We start from the raw sequence: 19,430 nt of genomic DNA on the forward strand, positions 1-19,430 counted from the left end.
CGATCGACCCAGCTTTCAGGCCTGATTCTGAACTCGCTGCTCAGCTTCCCTGGATTGCCGCAGCACGGACTCCCAGTAGGCCGCCTGCTGGGCGGCGGCATTCCGTTCGGCCAGCCAGGCCGTCTCCGATTCGCCGGCTGGGTCGAGGATCGCGGCCCAGTTGGGGCCTTCCGCTGCCGTCGCCGCGGCCAACACCGCACGCCAGTTCTCGGCCTGGCGCAGGGCGAACTCCTCCGCGTCGGTCCACCCCGAGCGAGCGGGCCCGGTGTGCTCGCCGACCTGCCGCCACGCCTGCACAGCGGTGGTCTTGGCCTGCTCCTTGGCTTCCTCTCCCGCCTCGCGCGCTGCCTGCTCCGCGGCCTGCGCGTCGGCGATGAGCCGTGTGAGCGTCGCTCGCCAGGCCATGTTGTCGTGCGCGTGGCGCATCCGGAAGACCTCCAGATCCAGCCGGGCGCCGGTGGCCCATCCGTAGGCGAAGAACTCGACCAGATCGTCCTCGGTCGCGCCCTCCCGGACGGCGTGGGAGGCCGACAACCGGACCTGTTCACCCGGGTCGTCGGTGGACAGCAGCCGGACATAATCCCAGTCCGCCTGGACCAGGGCCCGTTCCTGCTCGCCCACCGCATCGCGGTATTCACGGTCCCGTGTCCGCGCGTCTTCATAGCCACTGCGTACGAACAGTTCGCGCTCGGAGTCGGTCGCATTGCGTCCCAGCAGGCGCCCTGCTTCCGCGTGCACCTCGGGCGAGTACTCGGCCGTGGTCGTCTCGTACACCCGCCGGATGAAGTCGAGATTGCGCGACCGGCGTTCCTGCGCCCGGCTCACCGCGTAGTCGTAGCCGGAGTCGATGAAAGCATCGATGGCGGCGTCGGGAGCGCTGCTGATCAGCGCCGACCACGCGGCCGTCCGGACCGTGCTGTACGGGTGAGCACTGGCCAGGTAGCGCACCCACACCCAGTCGGCGGACGGCTCGTCGGCGACAGGCGCCGCGACCGCAGGTGTCGCCACGGCCCCGGCCAGAGCGAAGAACAAACAGAAAGTGGACAGCACAAACCGTTTAACCGCCGACAAGATCGGCCTCCCCAGTTTCCCCCAGGAGCCGGCACAACCAGCTCTCCTGCCGAGAAATTAGCGGAACGGCTGAACCTCGCACAAGCGAGCGAGCGAAGAATGGGCCATTCAGCGCATCGATCGCATCGGCGGGACCGCGCGGCGACACCATCTCACTTCCACGGTGGCGTTCCTCCGCTCATCTCACGTGGTCACGCCCATGGTGATCTCGGCAAGGTATCCGCTCACCGGGTCGCCGGTCAGCGCGAGCAGCGACCGCGGGCCGCCGCGGGGGAACAGGAAATCACCGTCGTTGTCGATTCGCGCCTCGGTTCGTTCCACGTAAGGGGGGATCGCCGCGACGGCGGCGATCACCTCTTCCGCGAAGTACAGCTGGCCGGTGTGGATCTCGTCGCCACCGAGGTGCACCTTGACGTGAATGTGGACCGTGCGGTTGTCGTACCAGCCGGGAAAGACTGTCGAAAACGTGGCGACACCGGCCTGGTCAGTGTGCTGAATTCCCCGCAGGAATCGGCTTTCGTCACCATCCCGCACTCCGGAGTAGACACCGTGCGCGTCCGCATGCCAGATGTCGACCACGGCGTCCTGTAGCGGAGCACAGGACGATGCGTTGACGACCGTGACACGCAGTTCGACCGGTACGCCAGGACGTCCCTCACGAATATCGCGCCGCTCCAGCGCCGTATCCACGTAATACGGCCCCTCGGTGCCCTCTGGCGTCAGGACACAACTCGGAACCGGTCGGCCGTTCGGGGCTTCGGTGGAGCCGCATCCCACTGTCGCCAACCCGAGTCCCATCGCGGCCAGCACGGTTCTGCGGTTCGGCTTCGTCCGGCTCATACCCGCACCCGCTCGGCAACGGGGGCGCGCGGTCCCAGCCGACTGACGAGGGCGTCGACACTGTAGCGACCAGGACCGGTGACGGCGAGCACGACACAGGCCACTGCCAGCACGAGTACCAGTTCGAAGCCACCGTTCTCCACGAAGATCCCGTAGGACACATGGATGAACGACAACGCGCCGAGCATCAGACCGGCAAGCGCCATGGCGACAAGACGGGTGAGGCCCCCCAGTGCGAGTAGCGGGCCGCCGATCAACTCGACGTACACGGTGAACGGTCCGGCGATCTCCGGCAGCGGAATTCCCGATTCCCGTTGCATTTCGACAACCCCGGAGACCCCGAGATTCCGCAAAGCGTCCAAGCCGTGCGCGAAGAAGACGACGGCGAGTGACAGCCGGGACAGGAGAACGGCACAGTCGGTGAGTGTGCCGGGGGGACGCTTGGTGAGCAGTTCCGAAGCGCGCATGGCTACCTCCACATGGAAGATGAACTTGTCTACAAAGGATGGTCTTGCGTCAGCCGCGTGGGCCGCTTGACGGCCGAACGCCGATCAGGTCTCCATAGCCGGCCAGGCCCATTATCTCGTTCTGAACTCGCTGATGTACCGCGTTCACCTCGGTGAGCAGTTCGGTGTCCGCGCCGACGAGGGTGCGCAGCGGTCGTCGTCCGGCAGGCATCTGTGCCAGTCGGACGACGGCGTCGGCCACCTCCTGCGGAACCGGGCCCGACGGCTCCTGGAGTTCGTTCTCCACCCGGTCGGCGAGATCGCCGTACTCGGCACGCCGACGCGCGTCATCCCGGGAAAGCCGGCGAAGATAGTCTCGGTAGAGAATCCTGGCGTTGTCGATCAGGTCTGTCGGGTACGCGCCCGGTTCGACGATGACGACGTCCACCCCGCTCTGCGACAGCTCGTACCGGCTGACCTCGGCCATCGCCTCCATCGCCCACTTCGCTCCGTTGTAGGCGCCCTGGAACGGAAAAGCGATCCGGCCGACGCCGGACGTCAGCTGCACGATCAGTCCTTCACCCTGGCTGCGCATCGCGGGCAGGACAGCGCGGTTCATCCGCAACTGACCGAAGACATCGGTCTCGAACACCTCCTGAACCTGCTCGATGGTCATCGTCTCCAGCAGTGCCGGATAGAAGATCCCGGCGTTGTTCACCAGCAGGTCGATGTGGCCCGCGCGCCGAAGCACGCGCCGCACTCCCGAATCCACCGAGCGCTCGTCGCGTACGTCGATCTCGACGACCTCCAGCGCAAGGCCCTCGCCGCGGGCAGCGCGCCGGAGTACACCCGCGGGGGCCGCGTTCTGCCGATGTGGGTGCCGCATCGAGGCGTAGACCTCGTAGCCGGTGCGCGCCAGCGTGAGCGCGATGAGCCTGCCGAAACCACTGCTGGTTCCGGTGATCAGTGCGACCTTGCCGTCCACCCCCTTCGGGTCCCGCGCGTGCGCCTCCTCCGCCGCCGCACCAGTCGACAGGACAGCCGCGGCACCAAGGGCGCCGATTCCGCCGATGACGGTTCGGCGAGTGATGTTGCTCGGCCCGGTGTCGGGCACCGGACCTGCCTCTTCGCTGTCGATGATCAACACGACCTCCAAGTAGTTGCATGACTGAATAGTTTCGTATCCCTACCGTGGCATGTTGCAACTATTTGCGTGAAGCTACAGTGTGGCCATGGCCGAAAAGACACCCCGACCGCCGTCATTGCTGGCTCAGCCGTCCTACCTGGCTTCACAGGTGTCGAAGTTCGGCCGGCGCCAGTTGGAGGCCGAGCTGGCGGAACACGAACTGCTGCTCGGGCACCAGGCCATCCTCAGCGCCCTCGACGACTTCGGCTCGCTTTCGCAGCAGGAGCTGGCGGATGCGCTCGACTTCGACAAGAGCCACCTGGTGGGCAGGCTCGACCTCCTGGTGCGCCGCGGCCTCGTCAGCCGGGCACAGGACCCGAGCGACCGACGCCGCAACAACATCACGCTCACCCCGGCCGGCCGGTCGCTCATGGACACACTGCGACCGATAGCCGTCGAGTCACAGCAGGGCTTCCTCGACGCGCTTTCCCAGACTGAGCGGGCCACCCTCATCGCCCTGCTCCAGCGGGTGCTGGCCGCCAACGACGCCGTTCGCTGACTGCCACATCGGCCTGCGTGAATGGCTAACGTGTGTGCATGACCGTGCTTGACAGTCGAACGCTCAACCGAGCTCTACTCGCACGCCAGTTGTTGCTGCGCAGGCAAGCCATGCCGGTCTTCGACGCACTCGAGCACCTGGTGGGACTGCAGGCGCAGGAGCCGCTGGAGCCGTACGTCGGCCTGTGGAGCCGCTTGACGGCGTTCGACCCCGCTGAACTCGTCGAGTTGCTGGAGCAGCGCAGGGCCGTCCGCACACTGCTGATGCGCCGCACCCTGCACCTGGTCACCGACCGCGACTGCCTCCTACTGCGCCCGGTGCACCAGTCGCTGCTGGTCGCACGGATGTGGTCCACGCTACGCCGCCGCCTGCCAGGGGTTGACCTCGACGAACTGGCCCGCTTGGGCACACCGCTCTTCCAGGAACAACCCCGCACGGTGTCCGACGCGGGGCGCGACCTTGTCGACCGCTGGCCCGGCGCGACTGCCCGCGATCTCGGCGACGCGCTCAGCTCGCTGGTGCCACTCGTGCAGGTGCCACCACGCGGCGTCTGGGGCAAGAAAGGGCCTGCACAAAACATCACCATCGAGACCTGGTTGGGCAGCCCGCCTGGGCCGGAGTCGTCATCTGCGGTGGACACGCTGATCCTGCGGTACCTCGCCGCCTACGGACCCGCTGCCAGCGCCGACATCCGGGCCTGGTCCGGTCTGAGCGGACTGCGCGAGGCCGTGCAGCGGCTACGGCCTCGGCTGCGCTCGTTCCGTGACTCCCGTGGGCGGGAACTGCTGGACGTGCCGGACGGTCCGCTGCCCGACCCGGACACCCCGGCACCGCCACGCTTCCTGCCCGCGTTCGACAACGCCGTTCTCGCCTACGACGACCGGAGCCGGATCATCGACACCGAGCACCGCGGGCTCAGCGTCGAAGGTGCCCGGTTCTTGCTCGTCGACGGCCGGGTCGCCGGCACCTGGGCCGTCTCGACGAAGAGCGACGTCGCACTGCTGCGGATCACGCTGTTGTCCCCGCTGGCACGTCAGGACCGTGACGCGGTGGTGGCCGAGGGAGAGAGCTTGCTCAACCTACTCGGCGACAGCGCGAGCAACCGGCGCGTCGAGGTCATGGAGCATGGAGTCGGTCGAGGATTCTCGCCAGCCCGTCGATGACCAGGTCGAGCCCGAACGAAAACTCGTCCCCGTACGCGTAGCCCGGCTTCAGCGCGTGGCCTGTGATCATCTCGGTCAGATGCGGGTACGCATCCGCAGGCATCCGGGAAGCGATCGACTCCGCGATGTCCTCGACCTCCTCCGAGGTGTCGAACGGCAGACTCGACTCCTGCAGAACGAAGCCATAGATGTAGCTGTCGAGAGCCGAGAACGCGTGTGCGGCCATCGCGATCGAGAACCCAGCACTCCGAAGGCAGCCGATCACCCGGTCGTGATGACGCAACGTCGCCGGCCCCGGGTTGCGCCGGGAGTCCAGCAATCCCAGTGCCCAAGGGTGACGCGAGAGCACAGCACGGGCGGAGAACGCCCGGCTGCGCATGGCGGCCTTCCAGTCGACCGGACGCGCAGCCGCCGAGTCAGGCAGTTCGATCTCGCCGAAGATCAGGTCGACGATGCCGTCGAGGATCTCGTCCTTGTTGGCCACGTGGTGATACAGCGACATCGCCTCGACGCCGAGCTCCTCGGCCACCTTCCGCATGGTCACCGATGCGACACCGCGCTCGTCCGCCACGCGCACCGCGCCGGAAAGGACCCGGTCCCTGCTCAACGGGGTACGGGGCCGCGCCTGCCGTTTCGGGTTCGATGTCACCTGTGCTCTCCCTGGGTTGACTGCCTTACGCATGTAAGGATAACCTCCACTTCTGCCTTACACTCGTAAGGCTCTGTCAGGTGAAGGACATGAGCATGCGTGAAGGACGAGATGAAGCCATCGACCGGCGCCGCTTGAAGGTCTGCATCATCGGGGCCTCGGGAAAGCTCGGGCGCTACATGGTCCAGCACGCGCTGGACCGGGGCTATGAAGTCGTGGCCGTGTGCCGGGAGAAGAGTGCCGGGAAGCTGGAGGCGTTCGCGGGCCGGATCACTGTCCTCCCCGGACAAACCAACGATCGGGAAGTGATCCGACGGGCTGTCGCAGGTTGCGACGGAGTGCTGGCGGTGCTGGTCCCCTGGGGCGTGCACGGCTATTCGACCGGGACCGCGCAGGCAGTGCTCGACTACGCACCGGCGGACGCGCGGCTGGTTTTCTCCTGCGGGTGGCACATCAGCCGGGACGGCAGGGACCTGTATTCACTCAGGCTTCGCGCACTGGTCAAGGTTTTCAGCGCGGTGGGCCGCCTCACCCGCCTCCTGGACATCCGCGACCAGGAAGAGGCCTGCCGACGGGTGTTCGCCAGTGAGAAGCGCTGGACCGTGGTGCGCGGCAGCGACCTCGAAGAGGGCGAGAGCCAGGGGCTACCCGTGTGGAGCCGGCACGTCGGTGACCCGATCCTCGAAAGCAACACAACCCGGCGGATCGACTACGCACTGTTCATGGTGGAGGCGCTCGTGGACGACGGACTGATCCACGAGGCCCCGGCCATCGTCGGCTGCCGGACACCCTCCGCGCTGGCGAACGGGCCGGGCGCTACACGAGAAAGGTGAACAGCGGACTGTCCGGCGAGACCTTCTCGATGCGATGCGGGGCCGAATCCATCCGCTTGAGCATCGGCTCCAGGTTCTCCGGCGCTCCCAGTTCGATCCCGACCAGGGCCGGGCCGGTCTCGCGGTTGTTGCGCTTGACGTACTCGAAGAGCGTGATGTCGTCGTCAGCACCGAGCACGTCGTCGAGGAACCGGCGCAGCGCGCCCGGCTCCTGTGGGAACTCCACCAGGAAGTAGTGCTTTCGGCCCTCGAAGACGAGTGCGCGCTCCACGATCTCGGCGTAGCGGCTCACATCGTTGTTGCCACCGGAGAGGATGCACACGACGGTCGCCCCCTCGGGCAGACCGAGGTCGAGCCCGAGGGCGGCCGACGCCAGCGCTCCCGCGGGCTCGCTGATGATCCCGTCCGACTGGTAGAGGTCCAGCATCTCCACGCAGATCTGCCCCTCCGGCACGGCGACCAGACGTGGCCTCCGGTCCGCCGCGACGGCGTAGGTGTGCTGCCCGACCTTGCGAACAGCGGCACCGTCCACGAACGGATCCACTTCCGCCAGCGGGGTCGGCCGTCCCTCCGCGAGTGCGAGCGCCATGCTCGCGGCCCCATGGGGTTCCGCCCCGATCACCGTCACACCGGGGTTGCTTTCACGCAGCCAGGTCAGCGTTCCGGCGAGCAGGCCGCCGCCACCCACCGGGACGACGATCGCGTCCGGAGGGTGCCCGAGCTGCTCGATGACCTCCTTGACCACGGTCCCCTGCCCGGCGATGGTGCGCGGGTCGTCGAAGGCCGGGATCAACGTGGTGCCGGAAACCTCCGCGTAAGCACGTGCGGCCGCGGCGGCCTCGTCGTACGTCTCACCCTCCACGACGATCTGGACATCCCTGCCACCGAGGCGGGCGACCCTGTCGCGCTTCTGCCTCGGTGTCGTTCTCGGCAGATACACCCGGGCCGTGACGCCCAGCGATGCGCACGCGAACGCGACACCCTGCCCATGGTTGCCCGCGCTCGCGCACACCACACCGCGTTTCCGCTGCTCGGCGGGGAGACCGCTGATCAGGTTGTAGGCTCCACGCCCCTTGTACGATCGGACCGCATTGAGGTCCTCGCGCTTGAGCCGGACGTCGAGCCCGTACCGCTGTGACAGCCGCTCGTTGCGCTGCAACTCACTCGGCGGGATCACCCCGGCGAACCGCTCGGCGGCCGCAGCGACGTCCGCCGCGCTCACCACGGTTGCCTGCGTGGTGTTGTCGGACACCGTCGGGTCCTCCTGTCGTTTGTGTACACCGCGGGTACAAAGTCGCCTGATTTCGGGCAAGACCCAGTAGTCTACCGGGCGAGCAGCGTCCACTGTGCATCGCTTCCGGTGGGCGAGGTCATAAAGTACGCCAACGCCCACCCGAACGGCCTCGACGTCACTCTGACCAGTCGCGCGACCAGCGTCTGCGACGTTCCTGTTCGCGAGTGATCCATTCCGCTCCCTCGGCTGCCACCGATTCGAGAATCGGCAACGCACTTTCAATACCCGACGACTGGAGCGCGACCAGGAACAACTCCGACTCGTTCTCGAGCGTATCGTCGAACTTGCTCCTGAAGTTTTCCGCCACCACCGTGAGGTGCTGGCCGTTGACCAGCGAAAGACGGAAGGTCCGGCTTCGCAACCGTTCCACCTCCTCTGTCTGCGGCCCCTCCCCCTTGGTAGTACGCATACCGCTCTCCGTCACGGTGGCGGAGGCCAAGGCGTTGTACTGGAACAGGTTGCGCCGCTCGTTTTTTGCTTCACCCGTCAGGAAGTCCAGCTCGACACGTGCCTCACGTACACCGCTGCTCGTGAGCAGGAAGATTTGAACCATGTAGGACGAATACCGAGGTGGACCGTGCGGCACCCGTGCGCGCATGGCATCCTTCGCCCCCTCGGTCATCACAACATGCTCAACGAGGTCATGGCTCGTCAGTCCGGCGCGCTTGACGACGTCTGTCTTCAAATAGATCTTGTCCAGTGCCAGCCACCGAGCCATTTCCGCGTCAGTAGGCCGATCCGCAAGAACTTTCAACCATTCCTCGTATCCCCGCATCTCCTCCTTGAAGAGTTGTTCGGCCTCCGCCCGGCCGATTTCGTCAGCCTTGCGAAGGCCGAGTACCCGAACAGTCCCCTTGGCCGCGAAGAACCCGCCAGCTCCAATGAGCACAGCCGCCGAACCCTGGTCTCCGCCCAACAGGGCCAGCAGGCCTACAACCGCGATTCCGACGCCAACGCGGAACAAGATCTTCGTTCGAGCGGGCAAGGCAAGTGTCGAGCGAAACTGGAAGAGGGCCTCCGAAGTCCACCCCGCGGCCACCCGCCTCGCGTGCCAGCGGATCAGCCAGCTGATCGCACCTGGAACGACCTGGGCATTCCCGTACAGATCGACGAATCGGCGCTTCAGATGCGCACGAACACCCTCGGTGTAAGCAGGCCAGTTGCCTGCGATGTGTGGCCGCGCCTCGCTGAAACGCACATCGACCAGCCGGTGAACCTCCCGAACGAAGTCGGTCGACACCCAGTGTCCGGGCGAGCGAGCTTCCAGCGGGTGCGCGGGCGGACTGACCTCGCGCAGCTTTGCGGCATAGCGAAGTGTCAATGATTCCCGCGCACTGCCGTGAACGACCACCAGGTACCCGCCTGCCGCGAGCAGCAGAACACCGAGCACCACACCGGGGGAGAACCGCCCGGCGAACAGGGCGGCCACGCCCAGCAAGACAAAGAAGCCGCCAACCAGTGCCCTACCCCAGTCCCCCTGCTCCGCCTTCTTGGCGGGGGCAGCAAACCGCCTCGGCCTGGCCGGATCCTGTTCGAAGAACTTCCAGGCCCGCGATCGGCGATTCACCTGCATACGTTTGGTCACCACGTGATGTGCCTGCGCGGCCTCGAGCCGTTCCTGGATCACACCGCCGAGAACCATGTCCAGGTGGCGAGTGATCTCATACTGCCGTTCGTCCGGCAACGAGCCGAACGCGTCGAGAGCGTCCTGCAGACCGCCACCGTCCAGCCGGTCGTCGACTTCATGCCGCATATAGCGCAGAAGCCGCCACACCATGTCGAACGCGTTTCGCCAGCCATCCTGTTGCAGTGAGCAGCAAATCTTGCGAGCGTCGACAATGCCTGTCAGCAGGTCACCGTGGATCTCGTGCAGCGACCGGTCACTGAGCACTGACAGGAGATAGTAGTAGGCCCGCTCCGTTGTGGCGTGCCCGTCCCACAGCAGTGAGCCGAAGATCTTCTCGGCAAAGCGCGGGGTCCCACCCGCGAGGTGGTTCAACCCGACGTCGTGCTTGCGCTCAGGTGAATCACCCTGATGAAAATTGTAGACGGATTCGTGGTGATGGAACGTGCTGTCGCCGTACTGCACCCCCACCTGTTGTTCGACGTACGCGCCTTCGGACGCCACGTTCTGGTTGTCCATCGGAGGGAAGCCGCGGAACGCATCGGACTCCGGTGTGAAAGTCATCGGTGTTCTCCCAGTTGGCTCGTGCTGATCCCGCCGAGATTGATCCCGACCTGTTGGCCTACGCGAGCGTTTCCGCTTGCTTTGTTGATGGTTCGTATACTCGAAGGCACCGACGACGATCTCTCCTCCTGTCGGCCGGTTTCTTCCTCCAGTGCCGCAGCGAGTGCGACGGCGAACGCTGCGGCGTTGCGTGCCGCGACCCGCTGACCACCTTCCCGGTCGGTGGCCGCCTTGGTGCCGTCAGCCATGTCGCTGACGCCGCGGACGGTCAGCATCGGCACCTTGCCGCTGAGATGGCCCGCCAGCGCGAAGCCCGAACTTTCCATCTCAATGGCTATCGCGTCGTTGTAACCACCCCGGATCTGTTGCGCCAATGGCGAAACCTTCGAGTTCAGCAGGACATCACCCGCTGCGACGGGTTCGAAGTGGACGCTCGGCACGTTGTCACTCGTCTCGTCGTGCGGCACCATGCTCTCCCCACCGACGAAGCGCCAGGCATCGTCGCGAGGCAGCCTTCTGGCCACCTGCTCCAGCGCGTGAGACGCCTCCCAGGCACGTGGCCTGGCCAGGAACTCGTCATCTTCGCTGCGCCCGCCGTGATACGCGTAAACCTTGGTCGCGACGACGACGTCCCCGATCTCCAGCCAGTCACGAAGACCGCCCGCCACGCCCACGAACAACATCGCGGACGGCGAGAACTCCGTGAACGCTCGCTCGGTCAGGGCAGCGGCGGTGAGCGCCCCTGGACCGGTCACACCCAACGCAACCCTGCGATGTGGCCGACAGCCAAGAGATCCCACGTCGAACAACGTTCCAGCAGCGTGCCTGTGCACTTCGGTGCCGGTCATGTGTTCCAGCACGGCCTGATGTTCAACCTGCAATGCGGTCAGTATCACGATCATCGACTAACTCCAACGCGTCTGTCGTGAGTGTTCCCACTCGTATTTGCATGAGGAGATGAGCGGATGGCGAATCCGCGGTACAGCCAGGCCGAACTGCTGCGGCAGGAACAGCACTTACCGCGTGGAACTCAGAGGGAAGCACGGGCGGTGACGCCGCAGTGGAAAGGACCGTAACCGAACGGGTGACTTCTCGTCAACCTGACATTAATGATGATCAAGCTCGTCTCCGTACCGGAAGGTATGGTGTGAAAAGTGGACAGACGACCGCCAGCGGTAGTCAAGCGGTCACCGAAAGCGAAGAAAATGCCTGACGACACATGGAAGATCCCCGAGATCGCAGTAGCGGTGGATCTCGCGATATTCACCGTGCGCAACGGCACATTTCAGATCATGCTCGTCGAGCGGGGCATCGAGCCCTATCTCGGCATGCGCGCTCTACCAGGCGGCTTCCTGAACAACTCGCGGGAAGCCGTCGACGCCGCGGCCATTCGCGAACTGGCCGAGGAGACCGGCTTGGACACGGACCAGTTGCACCTGGAGCAGCTTCGAACTTACGGGGAACCCAATCGAGATCCCCGTCAACGCGTGGTCACGGTGTGTTACCTGGCGTTCGTGCCCGGACTGTCGGCGCCCACGGCGGGTGGAGACGCTCGGACCGCGGACTGGGCAGCCGTGAACAATGTGTTGGAGCCACGGACTCGACTGGCTTTCGACCACAAAACAATCGTCGAGGACGCAGTGGAACGTGCCAGAAGCAAGCTCGAGTACACGACACTGGCCGCCGCATTCTGCGGACCTGAATTCACGGTGACCGAACTACGCGAGGTATACGAAACGGTTTGGGGCGAAGACCTGGATCCGCGCAACTTCCACCGCAAGGTCACGGGCATCGAAGACTTCCTCGTCCCGACCGGAGCCCAGACCACACGCCAGGGAGGGCGACCCGCTGCGCTCTACCGACGGGGCCCGGCACACCTTCTGCACCCGGCGATGTTACGTCCGCCGAAACCGAAACCCGCCGACCGAACCTGCTGAACATCGCGTCACACACAATTCTGCGGTGATCGAATCCGATGACGACGTCAGGTGACAGGAAGTCGGACACAGCGACCCATTGCGCCACTCGGGCATCGCTTCGCCCGACGACTGCCGGCGCTCCGGGCAGATACCCGTGGTAGGCCACGCTGACCACCCTGCCTCGCGGGTCACGACCGGGTTCGTTGTAGCAACCCAGGCGCCGCAGCCGATTTCGGGGGAACACCAGGCCTGTCTCTTCGGCGAGTTCCCGTAGCGCGACGTCCCGTGAACGCTCCCCCGGATTCGCGAAACCGCCAGGCAACGCAATTGCCGCACGGAACGGCGCCTTCCCTCGCTCCACCGCCAGAACCGACAGCAGCCCGTCCTGCCTGCTGAATAGCACCACGTCCGCCGTGCGTTTACCTCGCATGAGCCACGCTCCCTCGGTCGACATAACCCCATGCTAGGTTATTGTCATCTTGACATCAACCCCGAAAGATGACTATTTTGGCCTACTGAAGCCATTTGTCCTTCTGACAAGAACGGTTGGTGCAGCCATGGAGATCCGTTGCTCACTCCGACTCGCGATCCGCGCGGCCGCCTTGCTGTTCTGCCTTGGAGCGGTTTTCGGCGTCGTCACGGCCGACTACGCGAACGGTCAGGAAGCGTCGGACGGCGGTCGCATCATTGGCGGCGTCAAAGTGGTCGCAGGTCCCGCCCGGTAGAGGGCCGCGGGACGCCCGTTGGCAGTGGAGCGCTTTCCCCCCGTAGGCACGATGAACCCGTTCGCGTCTTTGACTTTTCGATGGAAGTTGGGCCTGTCCAGCTCAACCCCCCAGACGACCTCGTACACTCCGCGCAGCTCGCCGATCGTGAACTCCTCGTCACAGAAGGCGGTAGCGACGGTGCGGAACTGGAGTTCGTCCCGAGCCAGTTCCAGCGCATCTCGCAGAATCTGATCATGGTCGAACGCCAGACCCGCACGCTGCGCCTCGGCGACGGGCACCCATTCCGCCGACTGCGCATCGGAGCCTGCCCTCGGGAGCGGCAGGTCCGGTGCGATGGCGAGATAGGCGCAGGTGACAACTCGGGGGCTCCGGGGATCGCGGCCCGGCGCGGAGTAGACCGCGACCTGACGCAGGTGCAGTGCGCCGGCGTCGACGCCGGTCTCCTCGGACAACTCCCTGGCCGCAGTCTCGTCGAGACTCTCTTCGCCCCGGAGGAAACCACCGGGCAACGCGAGCTTGCCCGCGAACGGCTCGTTCCCGCGTCGCACCAACAGCACACAGAGCCGCTCGTCCCGAATGGTCAGGATCACGAGATCCGCGGTCAGCGTGACCCTCTGCCGTGCTCGACTCATGGCCGTGAGACTACTTCGTGGCGTCACAGGCCGTCATGAACGTGATGTGCTCGCCCGCCCCCTCGGGATTCTCGGCCACGTAGGTCTGGTTCCTGTTGCGGTTGGTCAGAGCCCAGTGCGTGTCCGCGGCGCGGATCGAACCCGCTCGCCGGGGACACCGTGATAGGCGATCCGCAGCCGGCAGTCCCGGCCTGTCACCGGTGCGCTGGGTTCCCCCGGTCAGCTTTGGCATCCCTAAAGGAGGACGGAATCGACGGACAGATACCTCAACTGGTGCGCGTCCGCCGTTCGGCCCACCGGCCCGGAACGGCGTCCGGAGTCCGCCCGGCAGGAGATAGCGGGCATTCACCGCCGTTCCGGCTCGCTGATCACACCCGACACGACCAGACGCGCCAGCGCGGCCAACTCGTCCGGCCCGTGATCGACCTCGTCGCCGACCGCAGCGCTCATCTATTCATCACCGAATCCCAACCACAAGCTGACCGGCCAACTCCGGCACTTCGCGGCTGAAAATTCCGGGCCCGACGGCCTACGCTCTCGTCAAGTTCCATACCGGTGAAGGAGACAACCGTGCGTCACGAGCCAGCCGGAAACCAGCACACTCGACGTGACCTGTTCCGTACCGGTGGGGCCCTGCTTGCCGCAGCCGCGGCGGCCCCGCTGTTACCCGCCACGGCGGTCGCGCGGACGCGGCCGGTCGCTGCCGGACCCGCCGGACCCGCGGCAGGCTGGCAGTCGGACGTCGTGCACTACGGCTCAGGCGGCAAACTGGTCTACGTCGCCGATCGGAACGGCAACCGGATACCCGACTTCAGCTTCGCCGGGTACCGCAACGGCGAGGCACCCCTGCCCGAGATCCCGGCGGTGCGGACGATCGGTCCGGTGTCGGGCGACAACACCGCGCACATTCAGGCCGCCCTCAACGAGGTCGGCCAACTGGAACCGGACGAGAACGGTTTCCGCGGCGCGGTACTGCTGCGTCCCGGCACCTACCGGGTCTCCGGCACGATCCGGGTGAACCGGACCGGTGTCGTGCTGCGCGGCTCGGGCGAGAGCGTCGACCCCGCCATCGGCACCATCATCAGGGCAACCGGGAGCTCCAAGCAGACGTACGTCATCGAGGTCGGTGGACAGACCGACGAGTGGACCACCGAGGTGCCGGGCACCAGGACCGACGTCACCTCCGACTTCGTCCAGGTCGGCTCCCGGACCTTCACCGTCGCCGATACCTCTCAGCTCTCGGTCGGCGACAACCTCATCATCAACCATCCCTGCACGCAGAAATGGCTGAACGCGATCGACGGCGGCGGAACGGGAGACAAACCCTCGTGGGGCGTCGGCGAACGGCCCATCATCTACAACCGCTACATCAGGGATATCCAGGGCAAGGAGGTCACCGTCTGCGCCCCGGTGTTCAACCACCTCGATCGCTCACTGGCACAGTCCTCCGTGTACGTCTGGGACAACACCGGGCTGGTGCACGATGTCGGGATCGAGTCGCTGCGGGTGGACATCCAGGCATCCGGCGCCGAGGACGAGAACCACGCCCAGAGCGGCATTCGGCTGCGGCGGGTCGAGGACGCGTGGGTCCGGGACGTGACCGTGCTGCACTTCAGCTTCGCCGGGATCGACACCCGCGCCGCCACGCGGATCACCGTGCGGGACGTCCGCGCCAGCCATCCCCGGTCCCGCATCGCGGGAGGCAGACGGTACAACTTCAACGCCGGGGCCCTCGCCCAGCAGGTGCTGTTCCAGGGCTTGTGGGCAAGCCACGCACGGCACGCCTTCGTCGCCAACGGCACCAGCCGCACTTCCGGTTGTGTCTGGCAGGACGGTTACAACGACAGCGGCTACAGCGAGAGCGGCGGCCACCACAGGTGGAGTCAGGGCCTGCTCCTCGACAACATCAAGGAACTCAACAGCAACAGCGGGCGTGGACACGTCATCGCCCTGCACTGCCGTGGCGGCCAGGGCACCGGACACGGCTGGTCCTCGGTGCACAGCGTTGCCTGGAACTGCACGGTCGACAACGGCAAACACGTTGCCGTGCAACGGCCGCCGACCGCGCAGAACTACGCGATCGGCACAACCGGGAAGGCCAACGCGAACGGCTGGACCAAGCAACCCGCCGGCCACATCGAGGGCACGAACCGCGGCGGGCTGGAACCGTCCTCCTTGTACAAGGCGCAGTTGTCCGAGCGGCTCACATGATCCGGTGACCGCGCCGCGCCGCTATCCGGAGTTCCTCGCGTAGAGTCGACGAATCCGGGGAACGAGCTGCCTCCACACAGGACGCCACATCCAGCCCGGCAGGATCGGTCCGCGTTCCTCGTGGGCGACCCGTCCGCGCCGATGGGCCAACCAGCTCGCCGATCCGGAGTCGTAGGTCAGCCGGTACTCGACGGCGCACACATGGCGGACACTCTTGTAGCCGTAGTGCACCGGCGCGATCAGCCGGACCGGAGCCCCCTGGTCGGCGGTCAACGGCGCGCCGTCGAGGGTGTCGGCGAAAAGCACATCCTCGGCAAGCGCATCGGCGAGGGACAGGCAACTCCGGTAGCCGTCCAATCCGACGAAGACCACCCACGCGCAGTCCGGATGCGGCCGGACCAGCGCACTGAACAGCTCGTGTACGGCCCGGAAGGGAACACCACCCCAGAGCAGATCGGTTGTGCTCCACGTGGTGACGCAGTGCACGGCACCGCGGCGCTCGCACCTGCCGAGCGAGAGCAGCACGTCAGCGAGGTCGACCTGGGCAGGCTTGCGCACCGTCCCGGTCACCAGGACAACCGGGCGGTCCGGCACAGCAGGCCGGATCATCGCGAACCGCGGCAGCCCAAACCTGCGTAATGGGGCGGCTTCCTGCCCACGCGGCAGATCCGCCGACTCGATCGCGGCCATGGCGTCATACTAGAGTACTCATTCTAGAATAGCTAGACTAATATCTGTTCATGCCTCGACCGCGCATGCACAGTGATGACCGCATCCTCGACGCCGCTCGCGACCAGTGGATCTCCGGCGGCGATGCGGCCACGACCGCCAGCGGAATCAGCAAGGCCAGCGGTGCCCCCGTGGGCTCGCTCTACCACCGATTCGGTTCGCGCGCGGTGCTGCTGGCTCACCTCTGGACTCGCACCGTGCACCGTTTCCAACAGGGTCTACTCGATGCCGCGGAGAACTCGGCTCCGGGCATGGAACGCGCTTGCGCGGCCGCACGATGGCCGGTCGAGTTCTCCCTCCTGCAGCATGCGGACGCCCGGCTGCTGCTACTGACCCGGCGCTCAGAGCTGCTCGACGAACACACCCTCCCTGAAGAACTTCGCCAACGGCTCGACCGGATCAACGAGCCGGTCGCCGCACTCGTCCGCCGACTGGCCACTGAGATCTTCGGTAGGCCGACTCCGGAACGCTGCGAGTTGGTCACGGTCGCCGTCATCGACCTGCCTTACGGTGTCGTTCGCCGCCATCTCGGCGCGTCCACCCTCCAGCCCAGCCACCGCACGTTGGTGTCCGACGCGGCTTACGCGATTCTCCAACCGGCAAGCGCGGCAAGTGGCGGGAACGCGACCGGGAACACGTCGGGCGGGCATTGAGGTCGCCCAACCGGTGCTGCCGATGAGTGGGCGGGCGCCACCCAGCAGGGTTGACGCCCACCCACTGCCGGTCTGCTCAGTTGGCAGGCGCGCGACTCGGTTCCCGCCGGGTCCGCACCTCCTCCTCCGTCCCCGGCTGCTCGCCGTCGGCGATGCCGAAGCGTTCGTGCACGCGGCGCAGCGCCGGCGGCGCCCACCAGTTCGCGTCCCCCGCGACACGCATGAAGGCCGGGAGCAGAACGCCGCGGATGAGCAGGGCATCGACCAGTACGGCGACGGCCATTCCGACACCGATCATCTTCAGATACACCACTCCGCCCGTCGCGTACACGGCGAACGACAGTGCCAGTATCACCGCCGCCGTCGTGACCAGCGGCGCGCTTCGTTGCAGACCGAGCGGCACCGCCTTCCGGTTGTCACCGGTGCGCAGGTACTCCTCGCGGATCCGCGAAACTATGAACACCTCGTAGTCCATCGACAGTCCGTAGACGATGCAGAACATCAGAATCGGCATACTCGCCTCTAGGGTTCCCGTCGCGCTGAAACCGAGCAGGCCCGAAAGGTTGCCGTCCTGGAAGATCCACACCAGGACGCCGAACATCACCGACATGCTCAGCAGGTTCAGCACGGTCGCCTTCAGCGGCAACAGGACGCTGCCGGTCATCAGGAACAGGATGACGAAGGTCAGCACCAGCACGAGACCGAGGACGAGCGGAAGCCGGGAGGTCAGTTCGCCGCGCCAGTCACTCGTCTCCGCCGGGTTACCGCCGATCAGTACCTCGAACGGTGGCGCTACGGCGCGCACCCGTTCGATCAACTCCTCGGGATCGCCCGCAAGTGCTTGCTGGGACGGGATCGCGGTGAGGTAGGTGCCACCGCCCGCGTCGAAACGAGTCCGGTCCTGCCGCGATCCGGCGAGCTCGCCTTCGACGAACGTTCCCGCCGCGGAGTCGACCTGCCCGATGCCGTCCACTCTGGACAGCGCTTCGGCGTAGCCTGCGACCGCTGCCGTGTCGGCTCCCGAATTCGACGCGACCAGGTACAGCGCGTCGGACTCCTCCTGGGCGAAGTTGCTCCTGATCTGCTCCGCTGTACCACGGCTTGCGGAGTCGGCTGGCAGGATGCGCGCGTCGGGCATGCCGAAGCTCAGGCCCACGACGGGGGCCGAGAGCACCAGCACGACGAGCAGCATCAGCCCGCCGCTGACCACGGGCCTGCGCATCACCGCGGTGGCGAGCCGGAACCAGCCACCCCCGGAACCGTGTCGCACAGAACCCGGCCTGCGAGCCGCGCGATGACCGAGGCTCGCCAGCGCGGCGGGCAGGACCACCAGTGCTCCGAGTACCGCTGTGACCACGACGAAAGCCCCGCCGTAACCGAAGGACCGCAGGAAGGACAGCGGGAACAGCAGGAGTGCGAGCAGGGAGGTCGCCACGGTGAGCCCACTGAACAACACGGTTCGGCCTGCCGTGGTCACGGCCACGACCACCGCATCCTCGACACTGCTGCCGCGGGCCAGTTCCTCGCGGAACCGGGCGATGAGGAACAGGCAGTAGTCGACGCCCAGCGCCAGGCCCATGACGAGTGCGATGTTGGCGGCGAACGTCGAAACGCTGGTGAACGCCGCGACTCCCCGCAACGCGGCGAGCGTGCCGACGATGGAGAAGATCCCGATTCCGAGCGTGACCAGCGCGAGCGCGAACCGCCGGTAGAACAGCATCAGCAGGAGCAGCACCGCGGGGAGGATGATGATCTCGGCACGGAGGAAGTCCTGCCGCGACTGTGCGCCGATCTCCCGGAAGACCTCGTCCTGCCCGCCTGCCCGCACGCGGAGCGGACCGGACTCGCCCGCGTACTCGGTGGCGAGTTCACCGACGCGCTCGCGCGCCTCGTTGACCTCCCCAGGCACCCGGGCGAGGACGAGCGCCTGACGGGAATCGGTACTGCGCAGAGCCGGACTCTCCGCCCGAGTCCAGTAGGACCCCGCTTCGCCGACCCCCGGCTCGGCGGCGAGGGCGCGGGTCAGTTCCTCGCCCGCGGCGCGGATCCGCGGATCGTCGACGGTTCCCTGCTGGGCGGTGACCAGCAGCACGAGATTCGGCGGTCCGGTCTGGAACTGCTCGGCCAGCACACCGCGTGCGCGGTCGGATTCCGAACCAGGCGCGTCGATGCGGGACAGCGAAAGGGCGTTGAGTGCGCCCGCGCCGAGAATGCCGGTGAGCACGGTGACCAGGGCGGCCACCGCGAGCACCCAGCGTCGGCGGCGCACGGTGAACCTGCCGAGCCGTTCGAGCACGGGAGGACGGCGGGGCGGGGACTCGGACACGATGATCTCCTCAGGAGGCACGACTGGGAACGCGGTCTCCCGGCGGTGGGGACGCGCTAAGCT

The 19,430-nt window shown here is 66.4% G+C and carries 17 protein-coding genes and 1 pseudogene; 6 read left to right on the plus strand and 12 right to left on the minus strand.

What is annotated here, in order from left to right; all coding sequences use genetic code 11:
• Positions 1–15: 15 nt before the first annotated feature.
• From BM199_RS21310 to BM199_RS21325, 4 genes are all read right to left on the minus strand, one after another.
• Positions 16–1,032, minus strand: coding sequence for a hypothetical protein (locus BM199_RS21310; protein WP_245788498.1), 1,017 nt, complete (start codon positions 1,030–1,032; stop codon positions 16–18).
• A 222-nt stretch (positions 1,033–1,254) separates the two neighbouring features.
• Positions 1,255–1,911 carry an intradiol ring-cleavage dioxygenase gene (locus BM199_RS21315; RefSeq protein WP_091675050.1) on the minus strand — a complete coding sequence of 219 codons (657 nt, stop codon included), beginning with the start codon at positions 1,909–1,911 and terminating at the stop codon, positions 1,255–1,257.
• Positions 1,908–2,378, minus strand: coding sequence for a DoxX family protein (locus BM199_RS21320; protein ID WP_091675051.1), 471 nt, complete (start codon positions 2,376–2,378; stop codon positions 1,908–1,910). The genes BM199_RS21315 and BM199_RS21320 overlap by 4 nt, the downstream gene beginning before the upstream one ends.
• A 49-nt stretch (positions 2,379–2,427) precedes the next feature.
• Positions 2,428–3,504, minus strand: coding sequence for an SDR family oxidoreductase (locus BM199_RS21325; protein ID WP_177242722.1), 1,077 nt, complete (start codon positions 3,502–3,504; stop codon positions 2,428–2,430).
• Positions 3,505–3,589: 85 nt separating this feature from the next.
• Here BM199_RS21325 and BM199_RS21330 point away from each other — a divergent pair, with 85 nt between their 5' ends.
• On the plus strand, positions 3,590–4,042 hold the full coding sequence (locus BM199_RS21330) for a MarR family winged helix-turn-helix transcriptional regulator (protein WP_091675053.1): 453 nt from the start codon (positions 3,590–3,592) through the stop codon (positions 4,040–4,042).
• 38 nt (positions 4,043–4,080) lie between these two features.
• Positions 4,081–5,205, plus strand: coding sequence for a winged helix DNA-binding domain-containing protein (locus BM199_RS21335; RefSeq protein ID WP_091675054.1), 1,125 nt, complete (start codon positions 4,081–4,083; stop codon positions 5,203–5,205).
• Here BM199_RS21335 and BM199_RS21340 read toward each other — a convergent pair.
• Entirely contained in the window at positions 5,159–5,854 is a 696-nt protein-coding gene (locus BM199_RS21340; RefSeq protein WP_245788499.1) for a TetR/AcrR family transcriptional regulator, read from the minus strand. The two genes, BM199_RS21335 and BM199_RS21340, sit on opposite strands and share 47 nt — an antisense overlap.
• 89 nt (positions 5,855–5,943) lie before the next feature.
• Between BM199_RS21340 and BM199_RS21345 the strand changes: the two genes are divergently transcribed.
• Positions 5,944–6,687, plus strand: a complete 744-nt coding sequence (locus BM199_RS21345) for an NAD(P)-dependent oxidoreductase (protein WP_245788500.1) — start codon at positions 5,944–5,946, stop codon at positions 6,685–6,687.
• Here the strand turns inward: BM199_RS21345 and ilvA are convergent.
• From ilvA to BM199_RS21360, 3 genes are all read right to left on the minus strand, one after another.
• The gene (gene ilvA / locus BM199_RS21350; RefSeq protein WP_091675137.1) at positions 6,671–7,909 is read right to left on the minus strand and encodes a threonine ammonia-lyase IlvA; all 1,239 of its coding nucleotides are present in this window, start codon (positions 7,907–7,909) and stop codon (positions 6,671–6,673) included. The genes BM199_RS21345 and ilvA overlap by 17 nt on opposite strands.
• 187 nt (positions 7,910–8,096) lie before the next feature.
• On the minus strand, positions 8,097–10,169 hold the full coding sequence (locus BM199_RS21355) for a hypothetical protein (protein WP_091675055.1): 2,073 nt from the start codon (positions 10,167–10,169) through the stop codon (positions 8,097–8,099).
• On the minus strand, positions 10,166–11,071 hold the full coding sequence (locus BM199_RS21360; RefSeq protein ID WP_091675056.1) for a 5'-methylthioadenosine/S-adenosylhomocysteine nucleosidase family protein: 906 nt from the start codon (positions 11,069–11,071) through the stop codon (positions 10,166–10,168). The genes BM199_RS21355 and BM199_RS21360 overlap by 4 nt, the downstream gene beginning before the upstream one ends.
• Before the next feature lie 303 nt (positions 11,072–11,374).
• On the opposite strand from BM199_RS21360, the gene BM199_RS21365 reads away from it, so the two are divergent.
• Positions 11,375–12,106 carry an NUDIX hydrolase gene (locus BM199_RS21365; RefSeq protein ID WP_091675057.1) on the plus strand — a complete coding sequence of 244 codons (732 nt, stop codon included), beginning with the start codon at positions 11,375–11,377 and terminating at the stop codon, positions 12,104–12,106.
• A 61-nt stretch (positions 12,107–12,167) separates the two neighbouring features.
• Here BM199_RS21365 and BM199_RS35225 read toward each other — a convergent pair.
• Both BM199_RS35225 and BM199_RS21375 read right to left on the minus strand, forming a co-directional pair.
• A pseudogene (locus BM199_RS35225) lies at positions 12,168–12,542 on the minus strand (NUDIX domain-containing protein); the annotation flags it as partial.
• A gap of 204 nt (positions 12,543–12,746) precedes the next feature.
• Entirely contained in the window at positions 12,747–13,448 is a 702-nt protein-coding gene (locus tag BM199_RS21375; protein WP_091675059.1) for an NUDIX hydrolase, read from the minus strand.
• A gap of 570 nt (positions 13,449–14,018) precedes the next feature.
• Here BM199_RS21375 and BM199_RS21385 point away from each other — a divergent pair.
• Positions 14,019–15,659: a pectate lyase family protein gene (locus BM199_RS21385; RefSeq protein WP_091675061.1), complete on the plus strand. Its 1,641-nt coding sequence runs from the start codon at positions 14,019–14,021 to the stop codon at positions 15,657–15,659.
• A gap of 21 nt (positions 15,660–15,680) precedes the next feature.
• Here BM199_RS21385 and BM199_RS21390 read toward each other — a convergent pair whose 3' ends face one another.
• Complete coding sequence (locus BM199_RS21390; protein ID WP_091675062.1) at positions 15,681–16,349, minus strand: molybdopterin-dependent oxidoreductase; 669 nt, start codon at positions 16,347–16,349, stop codon at positions 15,681–15,683.
• Between the two features lie 50 nt (positions 16,350–16,399).
• Between BM199_RS21390 and BM199_RS21395 the strand changes: the two genes are divergently transcribed.
• Complete coding sequence (locus tag BM199_RS21395) at positions 16,400–17,041, plus strand: TetR/AcrR family transcriptional regulator (protein WP_091675063.1); 642 nt, start codon at positions 16,400–16,402, stop codon at positions 17,039–17,041.
• Between the two features lie 76 nt (positions 17,042–17,117).
• Here the strand turns inward: BM199_RS21395 and BM199_RS21400 are convergent, their stop codons facing one another.
• On the minus strand, positions 17,118–19,367 hold the full coding sequence (locus tag BM199_RS21400) for an MMPL family transporter (protein ID WP_245788502.1): 2,250 nt from the start codon (positions 19,365–19,367) through the stop codon (positions 17,118–17,120).
• Positions 19,368–19,430: the final 63 nt, after the last annotated feature.

The organism is Amycolatopsis marina (assembly GCF_900111885.1).
Lineage (GTDB): Bacteria > Actinomycetota > Actinomycetes > Mycobacteriales > Pseudonocardiaceae > Amycolatopsis > Amycolatopsis marina.

Excerpts from the sequence above, each read along its gene's own strand:
- BM199_RS21390 (WP_091675062.1), bottom strand. The coding sequence starts at position 16,349 with ATGGCCGCGATCGAGTCGGCGGATCTGCCGCGTGGGCAGGAAGCCGCC.
- BM199_RS21365 (WP_091675057.1), top strand. The coding sequence starts at position 11,375 with ATGCCTGACGACACATGGAAGATCCCCGAGATCGCAGTAGCGGTGGAT.
- BM199_RS21395 (WP_091675063.1), top strand. The coding sequence starts at position 16,400 with ATGCCTCGACCGCGCATGCACAGTGATGACCGCATCCTCGACGCCGCT.
- BM199_RS21335 (WP_091675054.1), top strand. The coding sequence starts at position 4,081 with ATGACCGTGCTTGACAGTCGAACGCTCAACCGAGCTCTACTCGCACGC.
- BM199_RS21355 (WP_091675055.1), bottom strand. The coding sequence starts at position 10,169 with ATGACTTTCACACCGGAGTCCGATGCGTTCCGCGGCTTCCCTCCGATG.
- BM199_RS21320 (WP_091675051.1), bottom strand. The coding sequence starts at position 2,378 with ATGCGCGCTTCGGAACTGCTCACCAAGCGTCCCCCCGGCACACTCACC.
- BM199_RS21360 (WP_091675056.1), bottom strand. The coding sequence starts at position 11,071 with ATGATCGTGATACTGACCGCATTGCAGGTTGAACATCAGGCCGTGCTG.
- BM199_RS21375 (WP_091675059.1), bottom strand. The coding sequence starts at position 13,448 with ATGAGTCGAGCACGGCAGAGGGTCACGCTGACCGCGGATCTCGTGATC.
- BM199_RS21345 (WP_245788500.1), top strand. The coding sequence starts at position 5,944 with ATGAGCATGCGTGAAGGACGAGATGAAGCCATCGACCGGCGCCGCTTG.
- BM199_RS21330 (WP_091675053.1), top strand. The coding sequence starts at position 3,590 with ATGGCCGAAAAGACACCCCGACCGCCGTCATTGCTGGCTCAGCCGTCC.
- BM199_RS21315 (WP_091675050.1), bottom strand. The coding sequence starts at position 1,911 with ATGAGCCGGACGAAGCCGAACCGCAGAACCGTGCTGGCCGCGATGGGA.